The organism is Clostridium saccharobutylicum DSM 13864, assembly GCF_000473995.1.
Lineage (GTDB): Bacteria > Bacillota > Clostridia > Clostridiales > Clostridiaceae > Clostridium > Clostridium saccharobutylicum.
In genome coordinates this window covers 3,611,167-3,626,697 of the sequence record NC_022571.1, presented here as the reverse complement: position 1 = coordinate 3,626,697, position 15,531 = coordinate 3,611,167, and the positions used below count along the sequence as shown (strand labels likewise).

The following is a 15,531-nucleotide window of genomic DNA, read 5'->3' as shown; positions in this document are numbered from 1 at the left end:
AATTAGGAGAATTTTGCTATGAATATAAAAGTGCTTATAGTTGATGATGAAAAGGGAATTAGAACTATAATAAAAAAGATATTAGATAAGTCTGGTGGATTTGAAGTTATAGGGGATACAGATAATGGTGAAGATGCTATAGGCATATTCAAGGAAAAACGTCCTGAGGTGGTATTCTTTGATATTGAAATGCCTGGATGTAGTGGGATAGAATGTGCCAAAATATTAACAGACATAGATCCAAAGACTATAATTATTTTTGCAACAGCGCATCAGGAGTATATGTCAGATGCATTTCAGTTATATGCTTTTGATTATTTGATTAAACCATTTAAAGTCGAGAGAGTATTGCAAACTTTAGATAGAATAAAGAAGATAAATAAGCCTAGTTATGGAGATGGTATAGACAAGATAATAAAACATGAAAAAGGCTTAGATAAAATCGGCTTAGATAAAATCATGATAAAAAATAAAGAAGGAATAAGTTTTGTAGATACTAAGGAAATTGTTTTAGTTCAAAGAGAAGAAAGCAATACTGTTATATATACAAAAACAGATAGTTTTACTACATCTATTTCTTTATCTGATATAGAAGAAAAACTAGATAATGCTCAATTCTTTAGAAGCCATAAATCATATATTATTAATTTATCATTAATAACAAAAATCTATCCATATGGAAGATGGACGTATGTGGTTAAACTTAAGAATACAGAAAAAGATGCGTTATTAACTCATGAAAAGTATGAAGAAATTAAAAAACTTTTTAGTTTGTAAATAAGTTATTCATCTATAGAGATAAACAATTTGGGATTTAGATATAATTTACCGAAAGAAGCTGTATTCTTTTTCTCGGTTGCTATATAATTTAGCTGTGGATTTCTATCAGCATAAGTTGTCTAATTCATGCATGCTCCTCAAGCAAGTTGAGGACAGTCAAGAATTAGACAACTTATATTGAAGAAATTCCTACAACTAAATTATAAATGCAACACTCCGAAAAAGAATACAGCTTCTTTCTAGTATATAATATATTTCAAAGTTTAAGCCCAATTCATAGTTTGCTTATCTATAGGAAGATGTGATTAAACAAAATTTTACGGTTGGCAAATGAGTATAAAACAATATATTAAGCAATTAGTTTTTCCATAATTTATTCTATAAGATAGACTTTATTCAATAACTTATATAGGAAATAACCACTGACAATATTGATTTATAACAATTTACTCACTACAAAATTTTGTTCAATCATAATCTTATAAATATCCAATTTAAGAATTAGACTTATAATTAAAATTTGTTTCCATACTAGAAATTGCATACATTTTTGTGAAACAGGCATTGAAATTGAACTGTGAAGGTTCTTAGTACAAGGTTGTACCATTTTTGCTTGTCATAATTTCATATTAGGAACATGCAAAAATGGGCACAACCTTGTACTTAGAACCTTTTAGTGAAAATTTCATGGTCCTGTGGAACAAAAATGTATGCAATTTCGGTTATTCACCACATAATTATAAGCTAAAAGTTATTTTGTTATTTTAATGATGCAGCACTTTCAGAGAGTAATGTTAAATCATCATTTATTTTAGAAACTTTATCTTCGTTAGTAAGTACAATTAAATAATCACCAGGAAAAATGACAGTATCTCCTTTAGGAAGTATTTCATCATCTCCTCGTTTAACAGCTACTAATAAGCAACCAGCTGGCCATTTTATTTCTTTAATTTGTTTATTATCTAAATTTGATCCCATACATACTGCAAATTCTAATATAGACTTAATTCTTTTATTGCCTATACATATTTTTTTACCTTGATTTTGTAGAAACTTTTCTAATAGCGATTCATAAACCGGTTTTGAACCTAAAATATCTGCAATTATATATGAAACTATAGATACAACTGCCAAAGAAAGCAGATGATTAAAAGAGCCTGTCATTTCTGTAATTAATATTGTTCCTGTAATGGGAGACTTAACAACTGAAGCAAAATATCCAGCCATGCCAAGTATTATAAAATTGGTAATATACATGTTATCAAAATGAACGAAATTTACTAATATTAGTCCATACAAATTACCGATTAAAGCTCCAACTGTAAGTAGTGGAAGAAAAATTCCACCAGGAGCACCTGATCCAAAGCTTGCCATTGTAAATAAAAATTTTACAATAAGAACAATGATTAAGACTGCTAAAGAAAAATTTTCTATAGCCAATGAACTTATAAGTTCGTGTCCACCACCTAAAACTTGTGGTAATAGAATTCCAAGAATAACTGAAATTAATAGAGGAATAATGGTTCTGAATTCTTTTTTGAGCCAATTTTGTCTTGCATATAAATTTTGAGTTCCTAAAAGAGTTTTATTAAAAACTACTCCTAGAATTCCTAAAATAATACCTAATAAAATTATGTAAAGATAAAATTGAAGTGGTAATGAAGCAAGATTTCCAAAATTAAAAACTGGTTTTAAACCAAAGAAACCACTAGCTATAAAGTCAGCTGATAGTGCTGAAGATAATGCTGAAAGTAAAATTAAAGGTGAAAAATTCTTATGAACTTCTTCTAATGCAAACATTGCTCCAGCTAGAGGGGCGTTAAATGCAGCAGCTAATCCTGCACTAGCTCCACTTGTAATAAGATATTTCTCTTCAACGTTAATTCGTTTGAATATTTTACTAAATCCTTGTCCAATTGCAGAACCTAATTGAACTGATGGGCCTTCTCGTCCAAGTGAAAGTCCAGAACCTATTGAAAGTACTCCACCTAAGAATTTACCGGTTATTACTTTCCACCATGTCATATCAAGTTTTCTAAGTAAAACTCCCTCAACTTGAGGTATTCCACTTCCGCTAATCATTGGCTCAGCTTTTACCATCAATCCAACAATGTACCCAATAATAATTAAAGATATAATCCATGGAAGTATAAGTATAGGTTTTATAGATATAACACTATAAATGTAATTTAAAAGTAGTCCAGCTTTTTCTAGTGCAACACGGTATAACACAATTAATAAGCCAGTAGCAATACCTATACTTATACCTTCAAAAACAAGTTTTAATTTAAAACTATGCCAATGAAACAGGGTATTATATGTATTTTGTTTGCTTTTAGTTTTCACTTTTATGCCTCCAATCCTTTATGTAATAAAAATATAATGATTATGTTAACAATATATATGGTATCATACATAATAAATTATGTTAATATTTACGATTAATGTTAATGATTTAATGATAAAATTATCAAAAATAATAAATGTCTTTTGGAAACGCATTGAGAAAATGATTCATGAAATTCAGGTATAATAAAGTTTTTATAAAAAGAGAACCTATGTTAACTTCATGAAGAAAGAAATTAACATAGGTTAGTTATCATTTTGTAAAATTTAATAAGGACTAATTTAAAAAAATTTATGCTTAAGCTTATTTCATATTATTAGAGACACTACTTGAACTTGTCATCGTTCCTTGACCTGAAGTCCCCATTTGTTTATTATATTCTTTGGCTTTTTGTATATCACCATCAAAACCATTTTTGTATGAATTTTGTTCAGAAATGCTAGAAGAAACAGCAGGATTTGTCATAGTTGATTGGCCTGGAGTTCCCATTTGTTTATTATATTCTTTAGCCTTTTGAATATCGCCATCAAAACCATTTTTATATGAGTTTTGTTCTGAAATACTAGAAGAAACAGATGAATTTTTCATGTTTGTTTGATTTAAGGTTGTATTTACCATTCCTGAACTTTGCATAGTTTGATTGTTTGAATTCATAATTTTGTTCTCCTTTCAATTTTAATTATTATTAATATCTGAGAAGTTAGTTTTTCTAAGTTTGACTAACAAATATATTTTGTGCTCATTGACTATGTTTATTACAGGTAATTTATCACTTTAAATGATTATAATAGAATGATTAAATGAAGTTGTTAAGTAAAGATAAAAATTATAAATTACAAACTAGGAATTCGTAATTTGTAGTTTTTTACAAAAAGTTATGTATTGGGCTATTTAAATAAAATAATAAAGAACAAATTTTAAATGTGAGTATACTTATTAAATCTTGGGTATATTAATAGGGTAATATAAAAAAGTTGTAGAAACAGGAAACAAAGGAGGAGAAATATGAGCAGTGGAATGACTATTTCAGCAGAACATAAGTTACAGCATAAAGATAACAATGCGTTAATAACAAATTCTACAGCAGAAACTTTTATTGTATATGGTCCAAGGAGAGAAACAGATGGAGGAAATTATGAAAATTCATGGTATGTTCTTCATTCTGGAGAAACAATTCCAAGCGATTGGCAATGTGATGGACTTTTTATACCAAAGGATAGAGAATTGGTACAAATGAATGGCGAAATTATACAAGGACCAGCCGCTATAAAGTATGGAAGTCTAATGCATGTCACAATAGCACAAGATGGAAGCAAATATATAGAAAAAGATAATCATAATGAGGGGGTATTTCATAAAACTGACATAGCTTGGGATGTACCTGATTTTGATGCTGAATATTGCCAAAATATTAGTATGGAAAAATACCAAATTTCATAAGGTTTTGCTAAAGTTACTCTTAAAATATAAAATCCACAGCTTATTATTTTTAATAATCTGTGGATTTTATATTTTAAGAGTTTGTTCATCATAATTTAGCTTATGATATTAACATTGAATAAATTAACAGTATTATAATATTATTTTAAGCCAGCTTAATACTATAAGTTAGCATTCAATAAGAACGCCTCATGTTGAAAATAGCTTACAACAATGAGGCGTTCTTTATATTATTAAGATTCTATAACTATATTTTTGTATTCTATAAAAATATAGTAAACATGATTTAAGATGATAGAATTTGAATTATATTTGTAATAAACTTAGTTTGCAATTTATATAACGTATTTAAATAAGAAGCTTAGGATAAATTGTAAATTTGTATTTAAATATTAGGTTAAATCTTGTGAGTCATCATAATCCTTTTGAAGCTGATCTACTGGTTGATCTTGTGCTGGATACCAACCTTTGTTTATAACCATATCAGACAACTCAAAATGTTCAGTTAAGGCTTTATCTAATTGTTTACGTAACATTGCTCTTATTTCAGGGTTTACAGCTTCAGCTGCTGCAGCAGACAAAGAAGTTGCACTGAATTTTGAATCTTTAATCATATCTTGGGCAATGTCTTTCTCTGTTAATGAATTATTATTTCCTAATAAATTATCTAAAAAAGACATAATTACTACCTCCTATTGCATACTTATATTATTTTCAATAAAAGTTTGCATTGAATTTATATTTTCTTTTTTACAGTCTAGGCATTTTTCCATAAAAGATTTTAATTCATCGTCTTTTATCATTGGAATGCTGGCTTGCATTTTTTTAACACCTATAATATTATTATCCATCAATTCTCTTAATTCAAGAATTTCATGTGGTGTTAAGTTATTTTTTTTACTCATAATATTACCTCCGAGCCATTTTAAAATTAAATAAGTATAGTCTAAGATTTAAATAATTTTATTGAACTATTGAATTAATAGATGACAAATCTTGCTGAAGTTGTTGCTCAGGAGTTGCTTGTGCATTATACCAACCTTTATTAATTGATAAATCTGATAGTCTATAATGAGAATTAATACATGTAGTTAATTCACTTTTAAGGGTATCTCTTAGTTGTGGATTTGTTGTTTCTGTTAATACTTTTGTTAATGTTGCTATTGAAGCTTTTGAACTTGTTAATAGATCAAGAGCAATATCTTTTTCTGTTAATTGAGAATTTTGTACCATTAATCATTTCTCCTTTCTATAATGTTTGTAATGTAGATTGTATATTTCTTAAAGCATTTTTTTTAGAAGATAACGTATCTTGCATATAATTTTTTAATTCGCTATCATTAACCATATTTATACTTGCACTAACTTTTTTTATACCTAACATTTCCTGACTTATAAGTTCACGAACTTCAATAGTTTCATGTGGTGCCAACTTCATATGTATCACCTCCCAACCTTAATAGTATTAAACTAAAGAAGTTATTAATGTCTAGAAAATAAATCCATATACTTAAAGTTATTGTTAATTTAAATGTATGTTTTTAGTCAAATCTGCTTATATTAAAAATATTGTTTCATGTAAATATGCAATTAAAAATATATGAGAAGGAGCGATTAAATTGAAAATAACTTTGTTAAAAGATGGTATTGTGTATGATTTAGAAAAAGATAGATATGATAAAAAAGATATAATTATAAAAGAAGGAAAAATAGCAGAGATAGCTGAAAATCTATCAGACAAGTATGAAAACATGGAAATTATTGAGTTAAACGAGAAATTTGTATTTCCAGGATTTATTGATTGCCATACTCATCTTGGGATTATTGAAGAGTGTACTGGGAAAATAGGTGTTGATAATAATGAAACATCAGATCCTGTTACCCCTCATTTAAATGGTATAGATGCTATAAATCCGTTTGATATAGCATTTAAGGACGCCGTGAAATCTGGTATAACCTGTGTTATGAGTGGACCTGGAAGTAATAATGTTGTTGGAGGAAGAAATGTTGTTATAAAAACAGTTGGAACAATTATTGATAAAATGATAGTAAAGAATCCAGCAGGTTTTAAAGTTTCTCTTGGAGAAAATCCATTAAGTACATATGGAATTAATGATAAGTGTCCAGTAACAAGGATGGGCAGTGCAGCATTAATAAGAGAGTTATTTATGAGAACAGAGGATTATATAGTTCGTAAAGAAAATAATAATATCAAAGAAAGAGATATAAGATTAGAAGCGGTTATTCCTTTATTAAAAGGAGAAATTCCACTAAGAGTTCATGCTCATAGAGCGGATGATATAGTTACAGCCATAAGAATTGCTGATGAATTTAATATCAGTAAAATGGTAATTGAACATGGTACCGAGGCACATTTAGTAAAATCTTATTTAAAGGAAAAGAATGTTCCAGTAGCCTATGGCCCTCTTCTTACTCCACGAATAAAAATGGAGTTAAAGGGAAGAAGATATGCTTCTATTGTGGAGCTTTTTAAAGAAGGAGTTAAAACTGCTATTATAACAGACCATCCATATAATTCAATAGATTGTTTGAGAACAGTTGCAGCTATAGCTATGGCGCAAGGATTATCATTTAAAGATGCAATGAAATCAATTACAATAAACGCTGCAGAAATACTGAATTGTCAAGATAGAATAGGAAAGTTAGAAATTGGTTATGATGCAGATATTGTAGTATATGATGGTAATCCACTTGATATAAAATCTAAAGCTGATCTTACAATAATAGATGGTGAAATAGTATTTAAAAGAGAGTAAGTTAAATTATTTTTGTAACTTTCATGAAAAAAGCTCCTATTTAAAGGAGCTAATAATAAAGGTTTTGTATAAAAAAGTCACCAGTATTAATTATACAATAGTATTATTTGAAAATATATGAGGAAGTATTCAATGTATCATGTAGCAAGTTATACCAGGTTAACTTAATAATATATAGTTAAGGAAGTTTTATGAAACTTTTTACTGAATACATTATTTGTAATATACTAGTACATTGTTTAAGTACACTTTTTCAGAAAATTAGCATTATTAAAAATTAGGATAATTATATCAATCACATTATATGATAGGAGTTTGTGAAAGAAATATATTTAAAATTATTATTGAATGTATTAGAATTTATAGATATGTTAATTGATTTTTATGATAAATAATGTTATGGTATAATGGAAAAAAATTTAATAATAAAATGTAGGTTTAATCAATTTGATTATAATTTGTATATTAAAAATTGATTGATTAAAAGGGAAACAGGTGAGATTCCTGAACTATCCCGTAGCTGTATTAGAGGAGTTTAAATACATTATGCCACTTTTAAACAGGGAAGGCGCATTTAAATATCGATTCTTAAGTCAGAAGACCTGCCTATATTTTGCACTATAAGACACATTAAAAAGTAACAAGTCTAAGAGATAATTTACATTTATTAATGTGACTGAACTCTACGAGTGATGGAGTGGGCGTTTTAATGAACATTTATTTGCGGATTTTAAATTAATAAGTGGGTTTTATTATTATGTCTTTTTAACACTTTTGTTAAAAGGGCTTTTTTTAATGCCTAGGAGATTATAAAAATTTTGATTTTTAAACTTAGTGACATTAAATGCTTATCAGATTGTTAAATCGTAAAAAATAAATAATGAATAATGGAGGAAGAAAAGCTTAGGGCTTTTTAGAAAATAAAAATAATTAAATTTCAAGGGAGATGTTATATGGACAAAATTATTATTTTATGTGTTATGTTTTGGATGATTGTCTTTTTCTTTATATTGAAACATAAAAGTAAGCATACTCATAGGGATGGGGTACATCATCATAAACATAAAATAGGACATAAACATGGGGAAGGATATTCAATTGATTTTTATGCTTATGCCTCAAAAATCAGACAGTGGAATGCTGCCTTTAAAGTATACTTATCAGTTTTGACATTGATTCTCTGCATTGTATTGGACAATCCATATGTATCTGTTGCAGTAATAATTGCAATGGCGTATCTAACGGTTATCAAAGGAGGGATTCCATTAACTGAATACTTGTCAATACTGGCAATTCCAATTACTTTTATTTTGATTAGTACTTTTACTGTTGCAATTGATTTTTCTAAGCAGTCAATAGGACAGTATAACATGCATCTTGGTTTATTTTATATTTTTACATCTCAGGAACAGCTTAAGAAAATGGCATTTTTGATTTTAAAAATTTTTGCAGCAATTAGTGCTCTACAAATGATGACACTGTCAACTCCATCTTCGGAAATTATTTATGTGCTTCGAAATCTGCATGTGCCAAAGATTATCGTAGAATTGATGAGTCTTATTTATCGTTATATATTTATTTTAATGAATGTATGTACGAAAATGAAGAATTCCGCAAGATCACGCCAGGGCTACTGTGATTTTAAAACATCCTGCTATACATTTGGACGTATTGCAAGCAATATGCTTATTATTTCTCTTAAGAAAGCAAATGATTATTATGATGCTATGGAGGCTCGATGCTATGATGGAGATCTCGTATTTTTGGAGGAAGATAAAAAGATAAAAATGATACAGATTGCTTTTGCAGCAGCATTCATAATTTTTTTGATTTTTCTTTGGAACTTTACAAGATAAGGCACATTCAAAAAAATAACAAGTCAATTTGCCTCTTTGTGTGGAGAAAAATATTCATGGCAACTTTGAAATTGTTATTTATTTTCATATGCCAAGAAAGGAACGATTATGAAAAAATTAATATTAAAAATTGAGGATCTTCACTACATATATGGAAATGGAAAGTCTGCATTGAATGGAGTAAATGTAGATATTTATGAAGGTGAGAAAATCGCTGTCATTGGTTCTAATGGATCAGGGAAATCTACATTTTTCTTGAATGTGGATGGCGTGCTTACACCAGAACAAGGGAAAATTATTTATAGAGATAAAGTTATAAATAAAAAGAATTTAAAGGAACTTAGAAAAAACATTGGAATAGTATTTCAGGATGCTGATAATCAAATTATTGCATCAACAGTTATGGCAGAAGTTGGATTCGGACCTATGAATTTAAAGTTTCCCAAAGAAGAAGTATTGAAGCGTGTTGATGAAGCACTGGAATACATGAATATTTCACATTTGAAAGATCGCCCACCTCATTATTTGAGTGGTGGAGAAAAGAAACGCGTTAGTATTGCGGATATTATTGCGATGAAATCAGAGATTATAATATTTGATGAACCAACAGCAGCATTAGATCCGTTAAATGCAATGATGTTAGAAGAAGTTTTGATGAAGCTTGGATCTGAAGGAAAGACAATGCTTATTTCTACACATGATGTAGATTTTACATATAGATGGGCTGAAAGAGTTCTTGTGTTTAGTGAAGGAAAAATCATTGCAGATGGAACACCTCTAGAAATTTTTAAAAATAAAGAAATTTTAAAACAGGCAAATTTGAAACAGCCAACATTGTTAGAGGTTTATGAATCTCTTGTAGAAAAACATCTTCTAGAAGATATAAAATCTTATCCTAAAAGTATACAGGAATTTAAGAAAATACTTGGAGAATAAGAATTATATATATACCAATAAAAAAGTGCATACGCACAACCAAGAACTTATCGTTTATAAAAACGCAATCATGCTGCAAATAAGAAGTTAAATTATTAAATATTTATCATTAATTAAAGAAAATTTTGTTTGTTAAAAATCAACATAACGATTTATTTTATTTATTATTTAGCTTTTAAGGATGTAAATATCAAAGCTTATCGAGGGGGAGAAAAATGAATAAAAAAGAAAAGAAAATTATAACTTTTGCAATATCATTTGCTTTAGCTTTTGGAGTAGCTCCAGCAGCAAATGCAATGCACATTATGGAAGGATATCTTCCACCAAAATTTTGTATTATGTGGGGAGTTATTTGTCTTCCATTTATAATAGCAGGTTATTTATCAATTAAGAAAACATTGTCCGAGTACCGTAGATCAATCACTATTTTAGCTATGGCAGGCGCATTTGTTTTTGTACTTTCATCTTTAAAAATTCCATCAGTAACAGGAAGTTGTTCACACATGACAGGTACAGGACTTGGGGCAATTTTATTTGGACCAAGTCCAGTTAGTATATTGGGAATTATTGTACTTATTTTTCAAGCAATTTTACTTGCTCATGGAGGACTAACTACTCTTGGTGCAAATACATTTTCTATGGCTATTGCAGGTCCATTCGTCTCTTATGCAATATATAAATTGTGTAAAATTTTAAAAGTCAATAAATATTTAGGTATTTTCTTAGCAGCATCAATTGGTGATTTATTTACTTATTGTATAACAAGCATTCAGCTTGCACTTGCATATCCATCTGAAAATGGTGGGGTTATGGTATCTGCAATTAAATTTCTTGCAGTATTCGCACCTACGCAGGTTCCCTTAGCAATTATAGAAGGCATTTTGACAGTTGTTATTATAATTGGTCTTGAAACATATGCAAAACCTGAATTGAAAGGTCTTGGATTAATGAATGGAGGCGAAAATTAATGTCAAAAACAAAAAAGACAGTTGTAACTTTATTAATTATTGCTGCACTGATTGCTGTAATACCATTATTTACATTAAAAGGTGCTGAATTTGGTGGATCTGATGATGCAGGAAGTGAAGTAGTTTCTCAAATTACAGGCGGTGAGTATAAACCTTGGGTTAAGCCAGTTATGGAAACTTGGATTGGTGGAGAATTACCTGGAGAAGTAGAGAGCTTGATTTTCTGCGTGCAGACAGGTATTGGAGTTGGCGTTATTGCTTTTTTTATGGGAAGATTCGTAGAAAGAAAGAAAATAGAAAATGAAAAGAATAAAAACAAATAATATTTTTTACATGATTGAAGCATAAAAAAGAAACAGTGCTGAAAAAGCAGTGTGTAACTTAGAATTTTGTCCAGTATTAAACTGGACATTTTTTATATAGCAATTTAATATTAGCTTATTATGATAATATAATAAGTTAAGCGAAGATAAACAATACATAAGAAAATAAATAGAAATTATTTTGTGTTTATATTTTTAACTAATAAAAAATAAGAAAAAACAAATATATAAATTAGATTGAAGGTGAACATTAATGACATTACAACAATTAAAATATGCAGTTGAAATAGCTAGATGTGGATCTATTACAAAAGCAACAAGGCAACTTTTTATTAGCCAACCAAGTCTTTCTAATGCAATCATGGAACTTGAAACTGAAATTGGAATTACTATTTTTAATAGAACTAATAGAGGGATTACAGTTTCTGCTCACGGTGCTGAATTTTTAGGTTATGCAAAACAAGTAATTGAACAAGTTGAATTACTGGAAAGTCGTTATTCTAATAAAAAAATAACTAAACAAAGTTTTTCTGTTTCTACCCAACATTATGCATTTGCAGTTAGTGCTTTTGTAAATCTTATAAAGGGATATGATTTAGATGAATATGAATTTTCTTTACGTGAAACAAGAACTTATGAAATTATAGAAGATGTGAAAAATCTTCGAAGTGAAATAGGAATTCTTTATTTAAATGAATTTAATTCTAAAGTTCTCAATAAATTTTTAAGAGAAAATAATTTGATTTTTAAAGAATTATTCAAAGCAAATCCTCATATTTTTATTAGTTCTGAAAATCCACTTGCAAATAAAAAATATGTTACGTTAAAAGAATTAGAATCATATCCATACCTTTCCTTCGAACAAGGTGAATTTAATTCTTTTTATTTTTCAGAAGAAATTCAAAGTACTCTTACTCATAAGAAAAGTATTACTGTAAGTGATAGAGCAACATTATTCAATTTACTTATTGGATTAAATGGTTATACTATTTCAACTGGAGTTATTAGCCATGATTTAAATGGAAATAATATAATTTCTGTTCCTCTAGAATTGGAAGAAGAGATTACTATTGGATATATTATTCATGAGAATATATCTTTAAGTAAAATAGCTTTAGATTATGTTCAATTATTAAAAGAAACATTGATGGAAGAATTGAATCAGGTATAGTTTGAAACTATGTTTGGCCATACAATTTAGGAATTATTTTATACATAAAAAAATGTATTATACTTATCTCACTGAAGCACATTAAAAAATAAAAACTTTAATTAAATAAGCTAAAAATAAAAGGGGGATACAAGTATGATACAATTTGAAAATGCAAAGAAAAGAGGAGTAACACCATTTAGATATGATATTGTTGGAAGTTTTCTTCGTCCAAAAGCATTAAAAGAAGAAAGAGCAAAATTTGCAAAAGGAATAATTTCTAGTGAGGAATTAAAAAAAATTGAAGATATTGAAATTAAAAAATTAATTGAAAATCAAAAAAGAGTTGGATTAAAAGTAATAACAGATGGAGAATTCCGTCGCTCTTGGTGGCACCTTGATTTTATGTGGGGATTAAATGGTGTTGAAAAGGTAGAAATAGATAATGGATATAAATTTAATGGCTTGGAAACAAGACCAGAAACTGCGAGATTGTCAGGAAAAATTACTGGTGAAAATCATCCATTTATTAATCATTTTAAATTTATTCAACAATTTGCAGAGAATGGAATTACAGCTAGACAAACAATTCCAGCACCAGCACAATTTTTAGCAGAATTGCAACGTGCAGAAAATAAGGATGCTACTAATAAATTTTATAATAATATGAATGAATTAATAAACGATATTGCCAATGCATATCAAACTATAATTCAAGATTTATATGATGTTGGATGCAGAAGTTTACAACTTGATGATTGTACTTGGGGAATGTTTTGTGATAAAAAATACTGGGAAGCTCGCCAAGATGCTGGAGTTGATTTAAAAAAACTTGCAGAGACGTATTTAAAAGTTAATAATCTAGCAATTTCAAAGCATCCAGATGACATGATTGTTACAACCCATGTTTGCAGAGGAAATTATCATTCAACCTTTGCAGCTTCAGGTGGATATGAGCCAATTGCAGAAATTCTGTTTGGAAAAGAAAATGTAGATGGATTTTATCTTGAATTTGATACAGATAGAGCAGGCGATTTTTCACCACTTCGTTTCTTAGGTGATGGAAAACAAGTTGTTTTAGGACTTGTATCTTCAAAAATCGGAGAATTAGAAGATAAGACTGCTATAATTAATAGAATTAAAGAAGCTAATCAATATGTTAATATTAACAACATTTGTATTAGTCCACAATGTGGATTTGCTTCTACTGAAGAAGGGAATATTCTTACAGACGATGAACAGTGGAATAAAATTCTTTTCCTTAAAGAAATTGCGAATGAAATCTGGAAATAAAATAATATAAATTAAAACAATTAGAAAATATTTAAAAAAGTAAAATTAATGTATAAGCAATAAACATAATAAAGTAAAGAGAAGGTTTAAAGAAGAGCTGACAAACGTAAATTAGTCAGCTCTTTTATCAATTTATATTAATAAAAAAGTTGAATTGACATAAATTGATAAATAAAAAATCAATTATTATGCTATTATTAGGGGATGTAGCTAGATTTGTGTAAAACAAATCTACTACATTCTTTTTTTGTATTGTTTGATGGTAGATTTGGAATAATATACTTGAAAATAATAAGGGAGGATTCCAAATGAAAGTACCAGATATTAATTATCAAGAAGAAATTAAAAAGTGTAAAAGCATGGATGATGTTGTAGGTAAGAATGGATTGATGCAAAAGCTATTAAAAGATGTTATGCAACAATTGCTTGAAGCGGAAATGGATGAACATTTAGGCAGAGAGAAGTATGAAAGAGCCGATAACGAAAGTGAAAAGAATTATCGAAATGGTTATTCTAAAAAAGATGTTAGAAGTAGTTACGGGGAGGTACCTTTAGATATTCCACGAGACAGAAAATCAGAGTTTGAGCCAAGAGCAATTCGAAAGTATGAAACAGAATGTAGTGAACTGGATAAAAAAATAATTGGTTTGTATGCACGTGGAATGTCTACAAGAGATATTCAATCCGAACTCGAAGAGCTCTATGGTATAGATGTCTCTCCATCAATGATATCGAAAATAACAGATAAAGTGATGGACGCAGCAGCAGAATGGCAAAACAGAATGTTAGACCCAGTATATCCTATAGTATATATGGATGCGGTTCATTTTAAGGTAAGAGATGAACATAGAATTGTTTCTAAAGCAGCATATATTTGTATGGGAGTTGATATGAATGGCTATAAAGATATTTTAGGAATTTGGATAGGCGAAGCTGAAGGTGCAAAATTTTGGTTAAGTGTATGCAATGATTTAAATAATCGTGGCGTTAAAGACATCTTAATTGCATGTATGGATGGATTAAGAGGCTTACCAGACGCAATTAGAGCTGTTTTTCCAAAGGTATGTATTCAAAATTGTATAATACATCAAATAAGAAATTCGATAAAATATGTCTCTTATAAAAACAGAAAAGAATTTATGAAAGATTTGAAGCTTGTTTATAAAGCAGATACAGAGGAAATTGCGCTAGCGCAGCTCGATGAGTTGAAGAAAAAATGGGATAATCTTTATGATTCTGTAGTGGATTCATGGTATGAAAACTGGGATAAATTATCTACATATTTTTCTTATACTAAAGAAATTAGAAAGATGATTTATACTACCAATACACTTGAAGGTTTTAATAGGCAACTAAGAAAATTCACTAAGATTAGAACTGTATTTCCAACTGATGATTCATTACGAAAGTCATTGTATTTAGCAACAGATCAAGTTATGAAAAAATGGACTTCACCACTTCCAAACTGGGGTGTTACACTTTTAAAATTTGAAATAATGTTTAAAGAAAGAATCAACGAAGCGTTAGCTGTATAGTTTGTCCATTTTATGAAATTATGCATATATTATCTTTTTTGGCACAAACTAAAAATATAATAATATCCAGTTTTAGTATTTCAAAAGAAAGATAAAAATATAACTGGAAATAAAATTTCCAGTTAT

Annotated in this window: 16 protein-coding genes and 1 riboswitch; of the genes, 10 read left to right on the top strand and 6 right to left on the bottom strand. The window is 28.7% G+C overall.

Features of this window, described 5'->3' with window-relative positions:
• Positions 1-18 precede the first annotated feature (18 nt).
• Positions 19-777 (top strand): LytR/AlgR family response regulator transcription factor, encoded by a 759-nt coding sequence (locus tag CLSA_RS15760; protein ID WP_022747392.1) that lies wholly within the window; start codon positions 19-21, stop codon positions 775-777.
• A gap of 762 nt (positions 778-1,539) precedes the next feature.
• Here the strand turns inward: CLSA_RS15760 and CLSA_RS15755 are convergent.
• On the bottom strand, positions 1,540-3,126 hold the full coding sequence (locus tag CLSA_RS15755) for a ClC family H(+)/Cl(-) exchange transporter (protein WP_022747391.1): 1,587 nt from the start codon (positions 3,124-3,126) through the stop codon (positions 1,540-1,542).
• A gap of 304 nt (positions 3,127-3,430) precedes the next feature.
• Positions 3,431-3,781, bottom strand: coding sequence for a hypothetical protein (locus tag CLSA_RS15750; protein WP_022747390.1), 351 nt, complete (start codon positions 3,779-3,781; stop codon positions 3,431-3,433).
• Positions 3,782-4,132: 351 nt separating this feature from the next.
• Between CLSA_RS15750 and CLSA_RS15745 the strand changes: the two genes are divergently transcribed.
• Positions 4,133-4,567, top strand: a complete 435-nt coding sequence (locus CLSA_RS15745; protein ID WP_022747389.1) for a hypothetical protein — start codon at positions 4,133-4,135, stop codon at positions 4,565-4,567.
• Between the two features lie 392 nt (positions 4,568-4,959).
• Here CLSA_RS15745 and CLSA_RS15740 read toward each other — a convergent pair whose 3' ends face one another.
• From CLSA_RS15740 to CLSA_RS15725, 4 genes are read right to left on the bottom strand one after another with little or no spacing between them, the layout of a single operon-like run.
• Positions 4,960-5,247 carry a spore coat protein gene (locus tag CLSA_RS15740; RefSeq protein WP_022747388.1) on the bottom strand — a complete coding sequence of 96 codons (288 nt, stop codon included), beginning with the start codon at positions 5,245-5,247 and terminating at the stop codon, positions 4,960-4,962.
• Between the two features lie 12 nt (positions 5,248-5,259).
• A complete protein-coding gene (locus CLSA_RS15735; RefSeq protein WP_022747387.1) occupies positions 5,260-5,472 on the bottom strand; it encodes a hypothetical protein in 213 nt (70 codons plus the stop codon).
• Between the two features lie 58 nt (positions 5,473-5,530).
• Positions 5,531-5,800, bottom strand: coding sequence for a spore coat protein (locus CLSA_RS15730; RefSeq protein ID WP_022747386.1), 270 nt, complete (start codon positions 5,798-5,800; stop codon positions 5,531-5,533).
• A 16-nt stretch (positions 5,801-5,816) separates the two neighbouring features.
• Positions 5,817-6,005, bottom strand: coding sequence for a hypothetical protein (locus CLSA_RS15725; protein WP_022747385.1), 189 nt, complete (start codon positions 6,003-6,005; stop codon positions 5,817-5,819).
• Positions 6,006-6,186: 181 nt separating this feature from the next.
• Here CLSA_RS15725 and CLSA_RS15720 point away from each other — a divergent pair, with 181 nt between their 5' ends.
• The 8 genes from CLSA_RS15720 to CLSA_RS15685 all read left to right on the top strand — a co-directional run bounded on the left by CLSA_RS15720 (position 6,187) and on the right by CLSA_RS15685 (position 15,405).
• Entirely contained in the window at positions 6,187-7,344 is a 1,158-nt protein-coding gene (locus CLSA_RS15720; RefSeq protein WP_022747384.1) for an amidohydrolase, read from the top strand.
• A 422-nt stretch (positions 7,345-7,766) separates the two neighbouring features.
• Positions 7,767-7,968, top strand: a riboswitch (cobalamin riboswitch).
• Between the two features lie 329 nt (positions 7,969-8,297).
• On the top strand, positions 8,298-9,200 hold the full coding sequence (gene cbiQ / locus CLSA_RS15715; protein WP_022747383.1) for a cobalt ECF transporter T component CbiQ: 903 nt from the start codon (positions 8,298-8,300) through the stop codon (positions 9,198-9,200).
• Between the two features lie 108 nt (positions 9,201-9,308).
• Positions 9,309-10,136 carry an energy-coupling factor ABC transporter ATP-binding protein gene (locus tag CLSA_RS15710; protein ID WP_022747382.1) on the top strand — a complete coding sequence of 276 codons (828 nt, stop codon included), beginning with the start codon at positions 9,309-9,311 and terminating at the stop codon, positions 10,134-10,136.
• Positions 10,137-10,351: 215 nt separating this feature from the next.
• Positions 10,352-11,104, top strand: coding sequence for an energy-coupling factor ABC transporter permease (locus CLSA_RS15705; RefSeq protein WP_022747381.1), 753 nt, complete (start codon positions 10,352-10,354; stop codon positions 11,102-11,104).
• Entirely contained in the window at positions 11,104-11,427 is a 324-nt protein-coding gene (locus CLSA_RS15700) for an energy-coupling factor ABC transporter substrate-binding protein (protein WP_022747380.1), read from the top strand. Before CLSA_RS15705 ends, CLSA_RS15700 begins: the two co-directional genes overlap by 1 nt.
• Positions 11,428-11,680: 253 nt before the next feature.
• Complete coding sequence (locus tag CLSA_RS15695; RefSeq protein ID WP_022747379.1) at positions 11,681-12,598, top strand: LysR family transcriptional regulator; 918 nt, start codon at positions 11,681-11,683, stop codon at positions 12,596-12,598.
• Positions 12,599-12,733: 135 nt separating this feature from the next.
• The gene (locus CLSA_RS15690) at positions 12,734-13,870 is read left to right on the top strand and encodes a 5-methyltetrahydropteroyltriglutamate--homocysteine S-methyltransferase (RefSeq protein ID WP_022747378.1); all 1,137 of its coding nucleotides are present in this window, start codon (positions 12,734-12,736) and stop codon (positions 13,868-13,870) included.
• Positions 13,871-14,178: 308 nt separating this feature from the next.
• Complete coding sequence (locus tag CLSA_RS15685; RefSeq protein ID WP_022746146.1) at positions 14,179-15,405, top strand: IS256 family transposase; 1,227 nt, start codon at positions 14,179-14,181, stop codon at positions 15,403-15,405.
• The last annotated feature ends 126 nt before the right edge of the window (positions 15,406-15,531 follow it).

What these genes read in the sequence shown, in the direction of transcription:
- CLSA_RS15760 (WP_022747392.1), top strand. Translation starts at nt 19, where the DNA reads ATGAATATAAAAGTGCTTATAGTTGATGATGAAAAGGGAATTAGAACT.
- CLSA_RS15750 (WP_022747390.1), bottom strand. Translation starts at nt 3,781, where the DNA reads ATGAATTCAAACAATCAAACTATGCAAAGTTCAGGAATGGTAAATACA.
- CLSA_RS15745 (WP_022747389.1), top strand. Translation starts at nt 4,133, where the DNA reads ATGAGCAGTGGAATGACTATTTCAGCAGAACATAAGTTACAGCATAAA.
- CLSA_RS15740 (WP_022747388.1), bottom strand. Translation starts at nt 5,247, where the DNA reads ATGTCTTTTTTAGATAATTTATTAGGAAATAATAATTCATTAACAGAG.
- CLSA_RS15735 (WP_022747387.1), bottom strand. Translation starts at nt 5,472, where the DNA reads ATGAGTAAAAAAAATAACTTAACACCACATGAAATTCTTGAATTAAGA.
- CLSA_RS15730 (WP_022747386.1), bottom strand. Translation starts at nt 5,800, where the DNA reads ATGGTACAAAATTCTCAATTAACAGAAAAAGATATTGCTCTTGATCTA.
- CLSA_RS15725 (WP_022747385.1), bottom strand. Translation starts at nt 6,005, where the DNA reads ATGAAGTTGGCACCACATGAAACTATTGAAGTTCGTGAACTTATAAGT.
- cbiQ (WP_022747383.1), top strand. Translation starts at nt 8,298, where the DNA reads ATGGACAAAATTATTATTTTATGTGTTATGTTTTGGATGATTGTCTTT.
- CLSA_RS15710 (WP_022747382.1), top strand. Translation starts at nt 9,309, where the DNA reads ATGAAAAAATTAATATTAAAAATTGAGGATCTTCACTACATATATGGA.
- CLSA_RS15705 (WP_022747381.1), top strand. Translation starts at nt 10,352, where the DNA reads ATGAATAAAAAAGAAAAGAAAATTATAACTTTTGCAATATCATTTGCT.
- CLSA_RS15700 (WP_022747380.1), top strand. Translation starts at nt 11,104, where the DNA reads ATGTCAAAAACAAAAAAGACAGTTGTAACTTTATTAATTATTGCTGCA.
- CLSA_RS15695 (WP_022747379.1), top strand. Translation starts at nt 11,681, where the DNA reads ATGACATTACAACAATTAAAATATGCAGTTGAAATAGCTAGATGTGGA.
- CLSA_RS15690 (WP_022747378.1), top strand. Translation starts at nt 12,734, where the DNA reads ATGATACAATTTGAAAATGCAAAGAAAAGAGGAGTAACACCATTTAGA.
- CLSA_RS15685 (WP_022746146.1), top strand. Translation starts at nt 14,179, where the DNA reads ATGAAAGTACCAGATATTAATTATCAAGAAGAAATTAAAAAGTGTAAA.